This is a genomic window from Ensifer sp. ENS10, from assembly GCF_014852025.1.
GTDB lineage: Bacteria > Pseudomonadota > Alphaproteobacteria > Rhizobiales > Rhizobiaceae > Ensifer.
Genome location: NZ_JACVAS010000003.1, coordinates 243,617 through 261,710, shown reverse-complemented (window position 1 = coordinate 261,710; position 18,094 = coordinate 243,617). Strand labels below are relative to the sequence as shown.

The following is an 18,094-nucleotide window of genomic DNA, read 5'->3' as shown; positions in this document are numbered from 1 at the left end:
GGAGTGAGCCCCAGATCCCGACTGAGTCGTTTCTGAAGATGGCGAACTTTTGATATACGCCGTCGTGTACTCAGGCCGCTAGAATACGGCGCGGAGATATCTTGTTTCCAACAGGGAGCAAGACAATGAGTACTGATTACGCATCTGTGGATGCCCACGTCCACTTCTACACTTCAGAGGATTTGGCGAACGTAGAGGGCCAGCTTCCCTACTCGCCCCCCGCGCCCCATTCGCTCTCTGACTACCTTGAACGGCTCGAGCAAGCTGGTGTAGTGCCGGAGCTTCTAAACAATGTGCATTTAAGCATCCTTCCAGATTCCTCAAACGTTTTTGCGTCGTTTGTGGAAATGGACCATCTCAAGAAGTGCGCGCCGGATAAGTTCGGCGGTGTCCGTCTCGTCGGGACGATCAAAGCCGATCCGGCATATGCCACTGTGGAGCGTCTGCAGCACCCGCAAGTTGTCGGGATACGGATAGTTTTGCACGACACGCCGCCAGACCAAATTTTGGATGGCTTATACGCTGGAAACGATTGGCGCGCTCTTTTCGGCAGGTTGGCCTCGCATCAACACATCCATATCTACGCGATGCAGGCGGAGACCAACCTTCGTGTACTGCGGCAGCTCCCAGATCATATTCCCGTCCTGATCGATCATCTGGGAAGTTGCCACGCGGAGCGCGGCGCAGATGAGCCGAGCTATTGCGCTCTGCTTGAAGAGGCAAGGCGTCGTGGAAACGTGTGGTTCAAGGGCCCCGGCTACCGGACATCCACGACGATCGCAAACGTTTTGCCCTTTGTCCTGGCGATTATAGACAGAGTGGGTCCAGATCGGATCCTTCTGTCGGCCAGCGATGCCCCTCATGTGGGCACTGATGGCGAAGGAAGTAGCTTTGCCGCCCGTTTTGATGCCGCAGCAGCCCTCGAATTTTCTGGGTCTCTCGCTAGCGCGGCAAGCGCGGTCACCTCGGTGCCAGTCCATCAGATGCTGACCGGCGCAGCCGATAAGATTTTCCCTCGTCCAGAAGAAAGAGAAGTCATGACGGACATCATTGTAGAAGACATCGAGTTTCCGGTCGCCTACGGCGACGCGAACATCAATCTGGCGGGCCGAGTGTTCCGGCCCGCGACGGCTGACGCAAGCCTCCCCCCGGTGGTATTTAACTCAGGTTTCACGGGTGGCGTTTCCATGTACGGCCAACTCTTTGGCCGCGCGTTCGCCGCACGGGGCTACCGAGTCATGACATATGACGTCGCAGGCTTTTTCACCAACAGGGAGGTCCGCAACACCGCGAAAAAGAACGGCATTACGGTCACAAACGTCAGCCTCGCCGATCAGACCGCTGAAGTGCTGGCGGCGGTTCGTTGGGTAAAGGAACATTTCGGGGCAATGCCTGTGGTCGCGTCCTGGGCGATGGGATCGGTCGCAAGCCTCGCCGCAGTCGCCGAGCTAGCGAAGCAGGGCAAGGACCAGATCGCGTTCTGGGTGCCGATGAGCTACACGAGTATCCCCGCTCTTCAAGACCTGCGTGCAGATGCGGCTGCTGCCGATGCAGCTATCAAACAGCTGGCAGATGACGATGCAATTCCTCCGTTCGACACCGGCACCGAGGCCACGAAGGTAGGCTACTATCCATTGGACCCCGACACTCAGGAATACGTCGACGGTCAGCTGGGTGCCTACACGGAAGCGGGAGGGGTCGATCCTTGGCCGGGTTGTAGCCACGTTACCGCGAAGTCGTACAAGGAATACGTTGCATTCAACCCGGAAAATGGACTGAAGGGAGCGAGCGGCTTCCCTCCGGCCCTGATCGTGCATGGCGCGCAGAATACGCTCCACATGCCCGAAGAATCGATCCGACTTCACGGCATCTATCCGGGCAACGCCGGAGACAAACCGCTCATAATTGACGGGATGATGCACGGTCAGCAGAACCAGGCCGACCACCCGATCTTCCACCAGCTGATCAAGGAAATTGATCAGGCTATCCGTTCAGCTTAAAGATAGAAGGCCCTGCGTGGTTGCGCTGCATCAACTGCGCAGGGCCGAGCACATGACCATGATCCCGGCCCTACACTCTCAACCAGACACGCTGCCGCTCTACATTGCCTTTTGCACCGAACTTCAAGCGAGAGGGTTCGGGGGCGATATGTCGTTCAGCGCCGCGGATCGGACCGTCCTCGCGACTGACAACTCCATCTATCAGGTCGCACCTCAGGCGGTGGTTTTTCCGAAGGACAATGACGATCTCGTCCGGATCGCCAAACTCCTGTCAGAACCGCGCTTTATCGACATCGTCATCGTGCCGCGAGGCGGAGGAACCGGAACAAACGGTCAATCGTTGAATTCGGGCTTGATTGTCGATCTTTCGAGACACATGAACCGCATCCTCGACATCGATCCTGTCAGGCGCACCGTCCGCGTGCAAACAGGTGTAGTCAAGGATCAGCTCAACGCAGCCCTGAGACCCTACGGGTTGTTTTTTGCTCCGGAACTATCGACGTCAAACCGCGCTACTATCGGCGGTATGATATCTACGGATGCGTGCGGTCAAGGTTCGTGTCTTTACGGTAAAACCCGCGATCATGTTCTCGAGCTGGTGACGGTACTATCGGATGGTACTATCTGGCATTCGGCGCCTCTGGACGATGCATCGCTGAACGCAGTCATGGCTAGAGATGACCTCGTCGGCACGATCCACCGGTGCATTGCACAACTCCATGCGGCGAATGCTCATGAAATCAGACGAAGCTTTCCGAGGTTGAACCGGAGCCTCACCGGCTACGATCTGGCCCACATCCGCACTCAAGACGGCAAGTTTGATCTGAACGCTCTTCTTTGCGGATCGGAGGGGACGCTCGGCTTCCTGGCGGAAGCAGTGCTTAACCTCATACCGATCCCCACACACGAGGCGCTTGTCGCGCAGCGCTATGACAGCTTCGATGCGGCGTTGCGAGACGCTCAGGCCCTCATGCGCCTGTCGCCTGCCTCGATCGAAACCGTCGATTCTAAAGTGCTCGCGCTTGCTCAGGAGGATCCCATTTGGGATGCCGTGAGGCAATACTTCCCTGACGACGGTGCCGGGCCGATCAAAGGCATCAATCTCATTGAAGTCGTGGGAATGAGCCAGGAAGAGATCGACAACGCTCTCGCACCGCTGGTTGCCGAGCTCCGCGACGATACCTCGGGGACGGGAAGGCGAGGCTATTCAATCGCCCGCGGCGGGCCGCAAGTTCAGAAAATTTGGGATATGCGAAAGAAGGCCGTGGGACTTCTCGGCAATATGAAGGGCGACAGCCGGCCTATCGCGTTTGTGGAAGATACCGCCGTACCTCCCGAGAATCTCGCCGACTACATACTGGAGTTCCGGGCAGCGCTTGATCGGCGGGGTCTGAAGTACGGGATGTTCGGGCATGTCGATGCGGGGGTGCTGCATGTTCGCCCGGCGATCGATATGAAGATGGATGGTGCCGAACGTCTGATACGGGAAATAACCGAGGAAGTCGTGGAGCTCACGCTGCGTTTCGGCGGTCTTCTGTGGGGAGAGCATGGAAAGGGTCTGAGATCCGAGTTCTCGCCGAGGGTTTTTGGAAAGCTTTACCCTTTACTGCAGGCAGTGAAGATTGCCTTCGACCCGCGAAATCAGTTCAATCCGGGCAAAATCGCAGTGCCCCCCGGGAAGGAACTTATCCGGATAGACGATGTGCCGACGAAAGGCTCATTCGATCGACAACTCACGCCCTCCATGAGGGCGAACTTCGACGAAGCACTTCATTGCAACGGAAACGGCGCTTGCTTTTCGTGGAACCCAGACGAGCCTATGTGCCCTTCGTGGAAGGGTACCAGGGAGCGGCGGCACTCTCCAAAGGGGCGGGCGCAGTTGATGCGGGAATGGCTTCGGCGCATGGCGTCCGCAGGGATCGATCCCGCGTCGGAGGCTGATCGGATACGAAAGTCACCGCCATGGCGCAACCTCGGCCGTCGGACGCTGGCCACGCTACGCCGCGATCCGGAAGACTTCTCGCATCAGGTTTACGAAGCGATGTCCGGTTGTCTCGCTTGCAAGTCATGTTCCGGACAGTGCCCGATCAAGGTCGACGTTCCGACATTCAGGTCGAAGTTTCTCGAACTCTACTATGGTCGATATCTCCGGCCCCTTCGGCATCACGTCCTGGCCAGCCTCGAGGATTTGCTTCCGTTCATGGCTCTATTCCCGCGGCTGACTAATTTCGTCACCGACACGGGCGTGGTAAAGCTCCTCGGCCTGGTTCACACGCCAAGGCTCCCACCCATTCGGCTCGGAAGAGAACTCCGAGCGCGTTCCATCAAGACCGCAACGCCCGCGGCATTGTCCGCCCTTACCGCAGAGGAGCGTCATTTCAGCGTGGTCATCGTGTCCGACGTATTCACCACGTATTACGACCCCCGCGTCCTGCTGGCGGTGATCGACTTTTTGAGGCTTATGGGTATCCAGCCATGGCTTGCTCCCCTTTGGCCAAATGGCAAGCCTCTGCATGTCCACGGGTTACTCGGCAAGTTCGGACGGGTAGCGAGAAAGAACTCGGCTTGCCTGAGGGCGCTCGAGGACACAGGGGTGCGATTGGTAGGCATCGACCCGTCCATGACGCTGACTTACCGTTCGGAATACAAAGCCGCCTTACCGCACCAAAAGCTTCCGAAAGTTACGCTCATACAGGAGTGGCTGTGCGGGCGGACTGATTTCCTGCCCCGCGCACTTCATAGGCGACCGTTTCGCTTTATTCCCCATTGTACTGAGCGCAGCACAGCTCAAGGAGCCGTTTCCGCATGGAAGACGGTGTTTGACGCTTGCGGCCTGGATTTGACAATCGAGGCTGCGGGCTGCTGTGGAATGGCTGGCACCTTTGGCCACGAAGCAGAGCACAGGGAGTTGTCGGAGCGTATATATTCCCAGAGCTGGGCGGGCCACGTAGCCCAGGCCGAGTCAGGCCCGCTTCTAGCGGATGGGTTTTCCTGTAGGTCACAGGCCGCTGACATCGACGCTGTGTCCTTGCGGCATCCAATTGAAGCTCTGCTCGCTGAATTGCGATAGTCGTTTGTAGATATCGAGCCTGTGACTGATCGCTAATTCCGGTTTTCTTTTCGTGCCGCCGCTATATACGTGTGCCGAAGCGGCCCGAGAGTTGAGGAGGCGGCGTTCGTCCGGAACGATGCAAGTTAGAAATGAAGCTCCAATCCGTGTCGGTTTGCTGCTCCTGCCGCAATTCTCCATGATGGCGCTCGCATCTGCGAGCGAGCCCCTGCGGGCGGCAAACAGACTTAAGAACGACAGCCTCTATGAATGGTTCCTTCTTTCGGAAGAAGGCGGGATCATCACATCCAGCAGCGGGTTCGAAACGAGAACCGTCTCGATCAGCGATGCTCCTCAACTGGACCGCTTGTTTGTCGTCGCAAGCCTGGACATCGAGAGCAAGCGCCCGAAGCGAATCCTGCAATACCTGCAGAAGTTGGCCGTTACAGGCATGCCCTTGGGAGCCTTGAGCACGGGTACCTTCATTCTGGCGCGTGCCGGACTACTGCTGGGCAAACGGTGCACCCTTCACTGGGAAGCATTCGCGCAGTTTGCCGAAGAATTCCCGGACATCGAGGTAACTCGCGACCTGTACGTCCGCGATGGGAACCGCTGGACGTGTGGTGGTGGAACAGCCGCGATCGACCTAATGTTGGCTCAGATATCCGGTGACTACGGCGCTAAGCTCGCAGCGGACACGGCCGAGCAGTTTCTCCACACTCGCATAAGAGGGCCGGAGGAGCATCAAAGGATGGCCATCCAATGGCGTTATGACATACATGACGCGCGCCTCGCGTCCGCTATTGCGATCATGGAGCAGAACCTCGAATACGTTGTTCCGATTGATGCGTTGGCAAAACAGAGCGGCCTTTCGACTCGGCAGCTGGAGCGGTTGTGGCACCAGCATTTCAAGATGACACCGCAGCGGTTCTATTTGAACGCAAGGTTGAATGAAGCCCGGCGACTGGTGAGAGAAAGCAGCGATGCCATAGCGACTATCGCGCTACGCTGCGGCTTTGTTTCTGCATCGCACCTTGGAAGTGCCTATCGACGGTTGTTCGGCAACACTCCAAGCGACGAACGTCGGAAATCCGACAGGTCTCAGTTCTGAAAAGCCTTACATAACAGGAATCGTAGCGACGAACCACTGACCGCTGTCCGATCTATGGCGGGTATTTGATACTTACCGTCGGACATTCGGTTCAGGCCCCCGTGTGTTTCGCCTACGATCCCCAAATCCTCTTTGGAGGATGGGAGGATACCAATGGATACCATTCACTTTATCGGTGAGAATCTACCCCTTATCTGGCTACGAATGATCGAGCACATATGGCTCGTCGGCGTGTCTATCGTCATCGCCATTTGCACTGGTGTGCCCATCGGAATATTCATCACGCGTAGCCGAGCGGTGGCCGACAAGGTTCTATATGTCGCCGCCGCCGTCATGACGATTCCGTCGATAGCATTGTTCGGTTTGCTCATTCCTATCCTGTCGACGATAGGTCAGGGGATTGGCTTTCTACCAGCGGCGATTGCTCTGGTTCTGTACGCCCAACTTCCAATCATCCGAAATACCTACACTGCGATAATGAACGTCGATACGGCGCTACGCGAGGCGGCGGTGGGCATGGGCATGACATTCTCTCAACGGTTGAAGCATGTCGAGCTGCCGATCGCCTTGCCTGTGATCATAAACGGGGTCCGAAACGCGGTCGTCCTCAACATCGCCGTTGCTGCGATCGCTACGTATATCGGAGCAGGCGGTCTTGGCACCTTCATATCGCGCGGCATCACCCAGACGGATCCGCGTCAATTGCTGACCGGAGCGATCGCCGTGAGCATTCTCGCCATCCTTGCAGACTTCGGTCTTCTGGCACTGCGCCGGTTCCTTACATCTCCAGGCCTTCGGACAAACTGATGATTAGACTTGATCGCCTCACCAAAGTTTTTGGTTCTGTAACTGCCGTCGACGGCGTGACCATGGAAGTCCCGTCAGGAGCAGTGTGTGTCCTGCTCGGTCCGTCGGGATGCGGCAAAACCACCACGATGAAAATGGTCAACCGCTTGATCATGCCCTCGTCAGGGAAGGTCTTCATCGACGGTAGAGACACCTCAACGTTGGACGCCGTGACGCTCCGTCGCTCTATCGGCTACGTTATCCAGCAGATCGGTCTCTTTCCCAACAAGACGATCGAAGACAACATCTGTGTCGTTCCTGACCTGCTTGGTTGGGATCGCAAGAAGTCCCGTAAGAAGGCCGCGGAGCTTCTCGAGCTTGTGAACCTCGATCCCGCGACCTTCCTGCGCCGCTATCCAAAGGAGCTTTCGGGTGGACAGCAACAGCGGGTGGGTGTCGTCCGCGCACTCGCCGCCGACCCTCCGGTGCTACTCATGGACGAGCCATTCGGCGCGATCGACCCGATCAATCGCGAGGTCATTCAAGACGAGTTCATGAAGCTCCAGGCGGAGTTGAAAAAGACCGTTGTCTTCGTCAGCCACGACATCGATGAAGCGGTGAAGATGGCCAGCCATATTGCGATCTTCCGCGATGGGAAGCTCGTCCAATTCGACCATCCGGATGCAATCCTTGCCAATCCGATCGACAACTTCGTCGCGGATTTCGTTGGCGGCGACCGAACATTGAAGCGGCTTCGTCTTGTGAAGGTGGCGGACGCCATGCAAGCCGCGCCGGTCAGCGTAGTCGCAGAGGACAGTTTAGAAACGGCGGTAGCGAAAATGGAGGCCAACGACCACACGTCGATTGTGATGGTCGGGACAGGAGGGCGGGCCCGTGGCTTCCTTCAGTTGAGCGAGGTCCGCGGCAAAAAGGGCGCTGTGGGAGATCATGCCGAGGCGCTGCCCGGGTTTATTAATGTCAACGATGATCTCAGGAACGCCGTATCGGCCATGTTCTCCCATGGCGTCACCTGGCTTGCATGTGTGGACAGCGACGGGTTCTACAAGGGGTATGTAACTCAGCGCGGTATCAGCCAGCTTCTCGGTGCGGGATACCGCGAATGACGACAGAGGCACGCTCTCCTTCCGCGTCCTACGCGGGCATCCTTTCTGCTGCTGCACTATTCGCGCTCGGTGCTTGGGCGGCTTATTCTGGGTTGCTCGATACGATCGTGAGCTATCGATCGGATATCGTCTATCTAGCGGGGCAACATCTCGTTCTTGTGGCCTATTCATGCGCGATCGCGGTTGCCATAGGTCTACCGCTCGGCATTGCCCTTACGAGGAAGCCGCTCGCGTTACACGCTGACGTGATTACGCAGTTCATCAATCTTGGAACTACGATCCCGACGCTTGCGGTTCTTGCGCTCGCAATGTCGTTTCTCGGCATTGGCGCTCCGTCCGCTGTGTTCGGTCTAACCGTGCTCACGCTTTTGCCAATCGTGTTGAACACGATTTCGGGCCTGAGCATGGTGCCGCGCCACTTGGTTGAGGCTGCTACCGGAATGGGTATGACCGATACCCAGATTCTTTTGCGGGTCGAACTGCCGAACGCATTGTTCGTGATCCTTGCCGGGCTGCGGACAGCCATCGCCATCAACGTCGGTACCGCGCCCTTGGCTTTCCTGGTCGGAGGAGGAGGGTTGGGCGAGCTTATTTTCACGGGCATCGATCTCATGGACTCCTCGATGCTTCTCGCGGGGGCGATTCCAACAGCAATACTAGCGATCACCGCTGACTTCGTGGTCGGTCAATGCCAATTTTGGTTGATCCCAAGGGGCGTTAACCCACTTCGTTAAACTGAAAACTCCAAAAATGGGATGGAACAGCATGCAAAGATTTGGCTTGAAGTGCATCATTGCGGGCGTCGCATTCGCGTTCGCAGCGGGGCTCGCAAACGCAAAGGAGATTGTTGTCGGTGGCAAGAACTTTACCGAACAACAGATTATGGCCGAGATGACCAGCCAGTTGCTCCGGTCAAAGGGCTTCACCGTCGACAAGCGGGACGGCCTTGGCACTGCACCGCTCCGCCAAGCCCAAGAAGCCGGGCAGATCGACCTGTATTGGGAATACACGGGAACGTCGCTCATCACCTTCAACAAGGTGACTGAAAAGCTGGACGCTGCCGCTACATACGCCAAGATCAAGGAACTCGATGCCGAGAAAGGACTCGTCTGGCTGACACCGTCGCGGGCCAACAACACCTACGGCATCGCGATGCGGAAAGATGACGCTGCTGCCAAGGGCATCTCGACGCTTTCCGAACTTGCTGCCAAGATCAACGCAGGCGAAGCCCTTTCGTTCGGGTGCAATGCGGAGTTCTACGCCCGTGTCGACGGACTGAAGCCGCTGCAGGAAGCCTTTGACTTCGAGTTCGGCCGAGCCAATGTGAAACGGATGGATACCGGACTGGTGTATCAGGCCTTGAGGGATGCCCAGATCGACACCGGGTTGGTGTTCGTGACCGACGGTCGGATTCCGGCCTTTGATTTCGTCGTCCTCAAGGACGATAAGGGCTACTTCCCGAACTACGCCCTCACTCCGGTCATCCGAAAGGAAGTTCTGGACGCGTCTCCCGAACTGGAAGCGATCCTCAACGGCCTGTCGGCCAAGCTGGACGAGACTGTCATGGCGAAGCTCAATGCGTCGGTCGATGTGGAGAAGCGGTCGGTCGAGGAGGTCTCGAAGGAGTTCCTCGCATCGCAAGGCCTCGCGAATTGAGATGACGCTCGGCTCGCTCCGTCACCAAGAGGCCGAGCGAGCCTCCGGAATAGGGCAAGTGACAATGTCGATACTTACCGTAGCCGCCGCACAGATCCGATGTGTTCCTGGCGACATCAACGCGAACCTTGAGCTCCATGCTGAAGCTATCGAAAGCGCCCGGGAAAAAGGTGCTAGTCTCGTGGCGTTCCCCGAGCTTTCTCTGACAGACTATCTCTCGGCCCCGGACGTGGACGTTCTTGCACGAACCATCGATGCGGGGGAAATCGGCGAGATCGCAGCTCTTTCCGAGGCAATCGACGTTTCCTTCGGCTTCATCGAACGCGCCCCGGATGGGAAGACGTACAATACACAGGCGCTCTTTTCGAGTGGGCAACTCCTGCATCGACACCGTAAGATCAATATTCCCACCTATGGTCTGCTGCAGGAGGGAAAGTTTTACAGACAGGGAGCTGAGCTCGCTCTACCCGCCGCCCTGCAGGATGGCTGGAAGGCGGCGACACTGATCTGCGCCGACAGTTGGTCGCCTGCATTGCCTTGGCTGGTCGCACTAAACGGCGCCAATCTTCTTATCCAGCCCATTGGATCTGCAAGAGGTGTCGTTGACGGTGACTACGACAATCCGACCGGATGGGAGGTCAACCTCCGCCACACCGCGATGACGTATAGTTTGCCGATAGTCATGGTCAATCACTGCGGCAAGCGGGGAGGTCTCGACTTCTGGGGTGGCTCTCGTATCCTCGATCAGAACGGCTTCGAATTGGCGCGCGCCGGAGAAGACCCGACGCTGCTCGTCGCCAGTATCGATTTGGAAAAGGTCGAGGCGGCTCGCCGGAATCTGCCGACGATAAGGGACTCCGCTCCCGCTTTCATCCAGGCACAGCTATCGAAGTATTTGGCTACTCGGGGTGAAAGTCAGTGACCTACTCCCGTGGTTGGTTCCGCCGGTAATGCCGATAGCCAGTCAGAGGACCGAAAACTGATGGTCGTGCTTCCCCGGTTGAGGGCGCAGGGAATAGGACCTTAGCCCGAACCGTCCGAGCAATGGTCTGAACTGTGCTTCCGAATCTGCACCGTCCACTCACTGCTGCTTGAGTACCAACTGTATCGGCCCCCGCCGTTGGTGCCCTGCGATCCCAGGGCGCGCCTCACTGGGATCTGGGCCTCGGTTTCAAGGAGCGCGTCGCGCAGCAGGTCGGATTCAAGTTTCCGTGCAATTGGAACAGTCCGTCGATTAACATTGGGGAGAATAGAACAAAACAAGAATTCTTTATCGCTCCGAATCACCCAATCATGTATGAAGGCAGGTCAATGCTCGAGGGACCCAATTGGCTTATCGCTTTCTGCATACCGCTGACGTTCATCTTGATTCACCTCTAAAGACGCTTGCATTGCGGAATCCCGAACTGTCCGATCTCATCGGTTTGGCGACCAGGCGTGCTTTCGTCCGAATAATCGATCTCTGCCTCGTAGAGCATGTGGACGCGCTCGTTCTCGCCGGCGACCTCTATGACGGCGATCAGACGTCTATGAAGACAGCGCGCTTTTTTGCCGAGCAACTCCATCGGCTCCATCTTGCGGGCATCCGGACATTCATCATACGGGGCAACCACGACGCCTTATCCAGGATCACGTCCGAGCTTGTCATGCCGGAGACCGTAAAGGTGTTCGGCGCGACCGCCGAGGCGGTGAGCGTCGATCTCGGTGTTGGCCAATTCCCGGTTGCGATCCACGGGCTGAGCTTTGCGAAGCCGCACGCTCCTCAGAGCCTACTTCGACACTACGCGCTGCCGATCGCGGATGCGGTCAACATCGGCATCATGCACACGAGCCTTGGAGGATCGGAGAAGCACGATCTGTACGCTCCTTGCAGCGTCTCGGACCTGCAGCAAAGCGGTTTTCAGTATTGGGCCCTCGGGCATATCCACAAACGGTCGGTTGTCGCGGACGGATCGTCTGCCATCGTCATGTCCGGCATGCCCCAAGGGCGCGATATCAACGAAGACGGCTCCAAGTCCGTCTCCCTTGTGACGATCGAAGACGATCGCACGGTGGTCATCGAGGAGCGGCACACGAGTGTGGCGCAGTTCGAAAGACTTTCCGTCGACGTCTCGGACGCGAGCGATTGGACGGAATTGATCGGCCGAGTATCGCGGGAACTCGAAACACTTCGATCAACGGTCGGCGCCGATCATCTCGTAGCTCGCATCCAGCTTCACGGGGCCAATCCGCTGGCGTGGCGTATCCGGCGCGATCTGGATCTCTTGCGAACTGAGATGGAGACGCGCGGGGCGATGATCGGGGACGTCTGGATCGACAAGATACAGACCGCGTGCGTCGAGCCAGGAATGGAACGCGGGGGCGGAGCGCTTGGAGAGCTGTCTTCCATCATCGACAGCGACGTTCTGCCCTCGGCAGCCTACAAACAGGAACTCTCCGCGATCGTCGAAGAGCTTCGCGGCCAGCTCCCGGCCGAACTGAGGGACATGTTCGGGGCCGATGAGGCCTCGTTCCAGAATCTCCTGGGCGAGTACGCCCGCGAGGGATCAGCAGAAGTGGTGGCACGGCTGCGCGGAGGGCAGGGGGAATAATGCGGATCAACCGACTGGACCTTACTCGCTACGGCAGATTCACGGACAGCGTTCTGGATTTCGGACAACCGACGAACGGCTCACCTGACCTGCACATCGTCTACGGTCCGAACGAGGCCGGCAAGTCGACAACGTTCGACGCGATCCTCGACCTCGTCTTCAGTATCGGTTCGACCAGCAGATACAACTTTCTGCATCCGTACCCGACGATGCGTATCGGCGCGAGCATCAACGTCGGCGGGGAAGATCAAGAGTTCGTTCGGATCAAGCGCCCCCAGAACAGCCTTCTCGACGACATGGAGCGCGCGGTGCCGGACGCGGACATCCGCGCGGATCTCGGAGGCATCGATCGCGATGCCTTCAAAACCATGTTTTCCCTCGACAATGAAAGCCTCGTAAAAGGCGGCGAGGCGATCCTGGCGAGTAAGGGCAACCTCGGGGAACTGCTTTTCGCAGCTAGCGCGGGCTTAGCGGATCTCAGCAGGCAGTTGACTTCGATCCGAGCGGACGCCGACGGCTTCTACAAGTACCGCGCGAAAAGCGGGTTACTCGGAGATTTGAAAGCACGGCTCGTCGAGTTGAAGCAGCAACGCGATGCCCTGGATCTCCAAGCGAGCGAGTACCAGCGCCTCGTACTCGATCGTGATCGGCTGACACGCCTCTACAATGACGCCATCGAGGAAAGGGCGGGGACGCAACGCAGGGTCGATGAGATCAAGCGTATTTTGAACGCCCTTCCCGTCATGACCAGACTCAGAGCGCTCAGGAGCCGACTCGGCGAGTTGGAAGTCGTCCGCGAACCGTCGGCTGTTTGGCGGCGGGAAGTCCCCGAGCTCAGGCGCAAGGAAATCGAGCTACGCGTAAAGTTGCAGGACGTTTCCAACTCGGTACAAGCTGTCGAAGATGAGATTTCGCGGATTGTGGTGGACGCCGCAGCCTTGGAGGCTTCATCGCAGATAGATGAACTCACGGAGCTTCGTGCCCGGTATCAGACTGCGGATAAAGACATACCCAAGCTCGCGGGTAGGGCCGCCGATTTATCCATCGAGGGTCTGTTGCTTCAATTGGGCAGGCCAGAAGAGACCACCCCGGAGCGCCTTCTTCTCGACGCCGCGACAGTCGGGACCTTGCGGTCTTTGATCGGTGCCAAATCCGGCGTCGATGAGAGGCTTGTCGCTGCCCAAGGCGAGCTGGAAAAGGTGCAGCGCTTGCTTGCTCGCGAAAGCGAGGGCGTCGATGCCAACCTCTATTCGTCACCAGTGCTAAGAAAGGCGTTCGACGCGCTTCAGGCCATCGTCAAAGCAGCGCCAAAGTCCGATCAGGACATCGCACTCCGCTCGCTGTCACGTCGCCGCGACAGCACTCTGTCGGAGCTTTCCGAGGCACTTGCTGCACTTCGTCCGTGGCAGGGGACGGCAGACGATCTGGGATCTTTGCCGCAGCCTGCCGGCGCTCGATTGGACGGGTGGAAGTCCCGTTTCTCAGCGCTGGAAGAACAGTACAGGGCCTCGCAGTCGGAGCTCGAGCGACTGGAGCCAGAGGCGCGGCGTCTCGAAGCTGAGATCGAAAGTCTGCGTGGGCAAACTGGAAGCATCGACGAAAGCCAGGCAGCCGCAGCCAGATCGACGCGCGAAATGGCGTGGGCGGCCCATCGTCAATCTCTGAGCGCAGTAACAGCCGAGGCCTTCGTCGACGCGATGCGGGCTGATGACCAAGTGGTTGCGCAGCGTCTAATCCACTTCGCCGAGATCGGCAGGCTAAATCAGCTTCTTCTACGTCGGGCGTCAGTCGGAGCAGATATTACGAGCCAACAGAAGATTCTGGAACGCGCGGCCGCGGGTCGGGAAGCCATTCTTTCGGAGATCCAGCAGTCTCTGGGCTCTCCAACGTTCGGAAGTGGTGCCGTGTATGATCCTTGGGAGCTCGAGGAATGGTTTCGCAAGCGGAGCGTCGCGCTCAAGGCGAGAGGCGAGCTCGCGGCCATAGACGCGGAGGTCGCCGACGTCCGTGACCATGCTGAGCAAGCGAAGCGGTCGTTGATCGCCGCGCTGGGCGATGTCGACCTGAGCTTCAGTCCGTCGGCCCAGTACAATGAGCTGGTCGCCGCTGCCGAGGAGGCATTGGACGGCTATCATGCGTCAGCCAATGCAGCCGAGCGTGTACAGCGGCTTATGGATGACGCTATCGAGCGCACGCAACTCCTGGAGAAAGCCCGCGGCGCCGCTGAAGCGTGGCGGCTGCAATGGCAGTCGGTCTGCGCTGGGTGCTGGCTGCACGAGCTCGCCGACGTCCCGGATGTGGGCGCAGTGACCGAAATCCTGTCCGTCCTAGAGCAACTAGGGTCGGCGGTGACGACCAGGGAGGGCTTGGTCGATCGCGTAGAGAAGATGAAGCAGGACCAGGAGCTTTTCGAGGCGAAAATACAGCGGTTGGCAGCAAGGCTCGCTCTGTCGACGGATGCGGCGGTTCTGACGATATTCCAGGCCATCCAAGACAAAATCAAAACTGCTGGCCTAAATGCCGAGAGGCGTGACAAGCTCTTGGTTGATCTCAAGGATGCTCAGCAGAAAGAGCACGAAATGAAGATCGAGCGAGAACTCCTCGAGGCGCGCGTTGCTGAAATGACGGACTTCTTTGATGTCACCACGCTTGGCGAGGTCGAGACCCGCATGGAGGTAGCGTTACAACGTGGCGAGTTAGAGAGTTCGATTTCCCAAGCGGAGCTTGAACTCGTTCAAATCGCCGGCGCAAAGGCGATATCTGAAGTCGAAGAACTCATTGATGGGGTCGATCGGGCGACATTGGAAGACGAACTCGCGAAACTTTCTCCCATGTTCGAAGATCAGGACGTCCGGTATCGGGATCACTTCCACGCCCTTTCGAAAGCGAAAGATGCCTTGGATGCGATCGGCGGCGACGAGAAGGTGGCGGCTTTGGACGAGCAGCGGCGGACCACCCTGCTGGAAATCGAAGAAAGCGCCCGTCGTTACATGGAGCTACGCGCCGGCGTCGCGGCGGCCGAACACGGCCTCAAGCTTTACCGGGACCGCCACCGGAGCGGTATGATGGCTCGTGCCTCCGATGCCTTCAGGACCATAAGCCGAGGTGCCTATCAAGGAGTCGCCGCCCAACCGGGAAAAGACGGCGACGTACTTATCGCAGTTTCCGCCGGAGGTGGCTCGAAGGCAGCGAACGAGTTGTCCGATGGCACCCGTTCACAGCTGTATCTGGCGCTCCGTGTCGCCGGATACCACGAGTTCGTTGCAAGGAGGACGCCCGTCCCATTTATCGCCGACGACATCATGGAAACTTTCGACGATTTCAGGGCGGAAGAAGCGTTCCGCCTCTTCGGCGAAATGGGGATGCATGGACAGGTAATCTACTTCACCCATCACAAGCACCTGACATCGATCGCGAAGAAGGTCTGCCCGGGTGTTCGGTTGCATGATCTGGAGGAGGTCGGCAGGGCAGGTGGGTTGCGAGTGGTTGCTGCTGAGTGAGGGCTTGTGCGCAACATCGAACAAAACGTGTGCGAGCATCAAGAAGTAATCACACCACGCGGCCTTCGCAAGGATTGACGTCGCTACGAAAAACGACCAGAAACCAAGCCCGCGCGACAAAACGGGCCCCAGCAAAACGAGGTTTTCGCCAAGTTAACGCTTGACCGTTCGGCTAAAATCCATCGATAGCCCGTCGTAAAATTTCTTCTATCTACGGAACAACCAACTAAGGAGGCCCTTCTTTGCCGATGGGTTCAATTGGTTTGGCTCTGTCTTACTATCTGCGGGAGCCGCCGACTTGGTTGATCCAACTGGCGGCGGCGTTGCCGCCGGTTGGGTTTGCGATCCCTTTGATCGCCTACCAGGTGGAGGCGATGCCTGATGTGCAACCGTAATTAGCCGCTCAGCCTTCGGTACGACACCCTGCTCAATGAAATCCTTTATCGGCGAGGGAACCTCGAGTGCCTCCTTCGCTCGGGTCAGCGCCACATACAGAAGTCGCAGCTCAGCAGGGTCGGGCCCTGGCTTGGCTGCTTCACCCGGACTGCTGCGCAGGAAATCGTCCATAAGCCGCACGGTCTTCCATTCTCGGCCCTTGGATTTGTGCGCCGTCGATATGACCAGATCCGCCTTTTCCGCCTCAACAGTTCGGTTGAGCGCCCACATCAGTTGCCGCTCGCCACGCTTCTCAACCAAATTCACGAAGGTGACCAGATGCGCACCTTCGTCGCTACGCGCGAGTTCCAATACCTCGTCCCAGGACCTAAACCCGAAAAAAGTCGGGCAGCTGGTAGGCTCCCCTTCCTTGAGCGATTGGACCGCTCTGAGCATATCCATCAGCTCGTTCTTGTCGCCGACGAGGTGGGGTCGGCGACCTGCGTCGAGCGCTTCTATGACCGCAGTGATCGTCGTCGCGTTTGTCCGGGCAAGAACCGCCCCCGGCTCCACGTTGCCGATGCGGCTACGCAGGGCAGGGTTGCCCTGAACGGGTCTCCGCTCGCCCAGTCGCAGGAGCATTTTTGTAGCGAGGTCGGCGATGGCATTCCCGAAACGGAAGGATGTCGTCAGGTAGGTGCTCGCCTCCGTGACGATGGTTTCCATGGCGTTCACGGCACCACGCCATTCGTAGATCTGCTGATACTTATCGCCGACATAAACCAATTGAGCTCGCTGCCGTTTAAGCACGTCGAGCACCACAGGGTTGGTATCCTGCGCCTCGTCGAGCATGATGTAATCTGCGGCGATGATCGGTCGGGTAAGCCCCCACAGTTTTAAATAACCGTCATGACCGAGGGGCAGAGGATCGCGCTCCGAAAGCATCCGACTCCAGACCTTCCGAGCACCCTCCATAGCGAACTGTGACACCTCGTCGACGACATCCTCGGGAGCAACACGCAACGCGCCCAATCTCGGTACATGCTGGGCTCCAATTTCTTCGTCAGCGCTCTGTGCATAGCGACGAAGGGTTTCGAGATAGAGGTAACCCTGTGAGTCCGGCGTAACCATGTATTTATCGCCGAAGCGGCGACGCGTCAGTTCGAAGGCGTCGACGAGGTGCTTCGCCGTACACTTCGTGGTCAGCTTGCTGATATCCTGCTTGTAGCCGGCGGGAGTCGCACGGAACGCCAGACTATGCGAGGTCGAGCAGTCGACCGTCTCTGGAAACTTTTCGCGGGCGTCGCCGACGATGTTCCGGTTAAATGCCAGATACTGTCCCCGCAGACCTGTTGCATTCGCAAGCATCTGTAGGGTTGACGTCTTGCCGCTGCCCGCGAAGGCATTGATCTTGAGTGACTTCGCCTGGAGAAACGCGTCTAGCGCCTCCGACTGCTCTTCTGTGGGCTTGAACTTCGGCCTCTTACGAGTGTTCGGCTTTGTGTGTGCTCTTCGGCTGCTTCTCGCAGGGACAGTCGCCCTAAGAACTGGTTTCGACCCTTCGAAGAGATGTGCCTGGCGAGCCGGAGACTTTGACAGCGCCTTAGCCACCTCCTTTCGGAGCGCCGGCGTCTTCTGGTTCTTTTGTCTGAAGGTCAGTTCATGATCGAGAAGCTTTAGATACTCAGTATCCTTGTCACGCTCAGCCTTCCGGAAGATTTCTTCCAGCTCCTTGAACGACATCGAAAGGAAAGGGCGCTGCACGATCTGCAAAACTCGGGATAACGTTGTTTCCCGCACTATCAATCATCGGATGTGTTCTCGCAAGTACTCCACCACGACCAACTGCGCACTCGATCATGCAGTCAAGCTGCTGAACTCACAGGCTCCTCGCGCTCAGAG

The 18,094-nt window shown here is 58.0% G+C and carries 11 protein-coding genes; 10 read left to right on the top strand and 1 reads right to left on the bottom strand.

The features are described from left to right. The first annotated feature begins 125 nt into the window (after nt 1–125). The 10 genes from IB265_RS36500 to IB265_RS14450 all read left to right on the top strand — a co-directional run bounded on the left by IB265_RS36500 (nt 126) and on the right by IB265_RS14450 (nt 15,817). Nucleotides 126–2,000, top strand: coding sequence for an amidohydrolase family protein (locus IB265_RS36500; RefSeq protein WP_210334495.1), 1,875 nt, complete (start codon nt 126–128; stop codon nt 1,998–2,000). Nucleotides 2,001–2,058: 58 nt separating this feature from the next. Then, a complete protein-coding gene (locus IB265_RS14490; RefSeq protein WP_192371306.1) occupies nt 2,059–5,070 on the top strand; it encodes an FAD-binding and (Fe-S)-binding domain-containing protein in 3,012 nt (1,003 codons plus the stop codon). Between the two features lie 178 nt (nt 5,071–5,248). Further along, the gene (locus IB265_RS14485) at nt 5,249–6,160 is read left to right on the top strand and encodes a GlxA family transcriptional regulator (RefSeq protein WP_210334494.1); all 912 of its coding nucleotides are present in this window, start codon (nt 5,249–5,251) and stop codon (nt 6,158–6,160) included. 153 nt (nt 6,161–6,313) lie between these two features. Then, a complete protein-coding gene (locus IB265_RS14480) occupies nt 6,314–6,967 on the top strand; it encodes an ABC transporter permease (RefSeq protein WP_192371217.1) in 654 nt (217 codons plus the stop codon). Further along, complete coding sequence (locus IB265_RS14475) at nt 6,967–8,070, top strand: ABC transporter ATP-binding protein (protein WP_192371218.1); 1,104 nt, start codon at nt 6,967–6,969, stop codon at nt 8,068–8,070. Before IB265_RS14480 ends, IB265_RS14475 begins: the two co-directional genes overlap by 1 nt. Beyond that, the gene (locus IB265_RS14470; RefSeq protein WP_192371219.1) at nt 8,067–8,804 is read left to right on the top strand and encodes an ABC transporter permease; all 738 of its coding nucleotides are present in this window, start codon (nt 8,067–8,069) and stop codon (nt 8,802–8,804) included. Before IB265_RS14475 ends, IB265_RS14470 begins: the two co-directional genes overlap by 4 nt. Before the next feature lie 31 nt (nt 8,805–8,835). Beyond that, the gene (locus tag IB265_RS14465; protein ID WP_192371220.1) at nt 8,836–9,726 is read left to right on the top strand and encodes a glycine betaine ABC transporter substrate-binding protein; all 891 of its coding nucleotides are present in this window, start codon (nt 8,836–8,838) and stop codon (nt 9,724–9,726) included. Nucleotides 9,727–9,790: 64 nt separating this feature from the next. Further along, the gene (locus tag IB265_RS14460) at nt 9,791–10,648 is read left to right on the top strand and encodes a nitrilase-related carbon-nitrogen hydrolase (protein WP_192371221.1); all 858 of its coding nucleotides are present in this window, start codon (nt 9,791–9,793) and stop codon (nt 10,646–10,648) included. A 406-nt stretch (nt 10,649–11,054) separates the two neighbouring features. Then, nucleotides 11,055–12,317 carry a DNA repair exonuclease gene (locus IB265_RS14455; RefSeq protein WP_192371222.1) on the top strand — a complete coding sequence of 421 codons (1,263 nt, stop codon included), beginning with the start codon at nt 11,055–11,057 and terminating at the stop codon, nt 12,315–12,317. Beyond that, nucleotides 12,317–15,817 (top strand): AAA family ATPase, encoded by a 3,501-nt coding sequence (locus IB265_RS14450; RefSeq protein ID WP_192371223.1) that lies wholly within the window; start codon nt 12,317–12,319, stop codon nt 15,815–15,817. Before IB265_RS14455 ends, IB265_RS14450 begins: the two co-directional genes overlap by 1 nt. A gap of 207 nt (nt 15,818–16,024) precedes the next feature. Here the strand turns inward: IB265_RS14450 and IB265_RS14445 are convergent, their stop codons facing one another. Beyond that, on the bottom strand, nt 16,025–17,956 hold the full coding sequence (locus IB265_RS14445) for a UvrD-helicase domain-containing protein (RefSeq protein ID WP_309140353.1): 1,932 nt from the start codon (nt 17,954–17,956) through the stop codon (nt 16,025–16,027). Nucleotides 17,957–18,094: the final 138 nt, after the last annotated feature.

Coding starts and splice junctions, on each gene's coding strand:
- IB265_RS14490 (WP_192371306.1), top strand. CDS start 2,059: ATGATCCCGGCCCTACACTCTCAACCAGACACGCTGCCGCTCTACATT.
- IB265_RS14485 (WP_210334494.1), top strand. CDS start 5,249: ATGATGGCGCTCGCATCTGCGAGCGAGCCCCTGCGGGCGGCAAACAGA.
- IB265_RS14470 (WP_192371219.1), top strand. CDS start 8,067: ATGACGACAGAGGCACGCTCTCCTTCCGCGTCCTACGCGGGCATCCTT.
- IB265_RS14480 (WP_192371217.1), top strand. CDS start 6,314: ATGGATACCATTCACTTTATCGGTGAGAATCTACCCCTTATCTGGCTA.
- IB265_RS14465 (WP_192371220.1), top strand. CDS start 8,836: ATGCAAAGATTTGGCTTGAAGTGCATCATTGCGGGCGTCGCATTCGCG.
- IB265_RS36500 (WP_210334495.1), top strand. CDS start 126: ATGAGTACTGATTACGCATCTGTGGATGCCCACGTCCACTTCTACACT.
- IB265_RS14475 (WP_192371218.1), top strand. CDS start 6,967: ATGATTAGACTTGATCGCCTCACCAAAGTTTTTGGTTCTGTAACTGCC.
- IB265_RS14450 (WP_192371223.1), top strand. CDS start 12,317: ATGCGGATCAACCGACTGGACCTTACTCGCTACGGCAGATTCACGGAC.
- IB265_RS14460 (WP_192371221.1), top strand. CDS start 9,791: ATGTCGATACTTACCGTAGCCGCCGCACAGATCCGATGTGTTCCTGGC.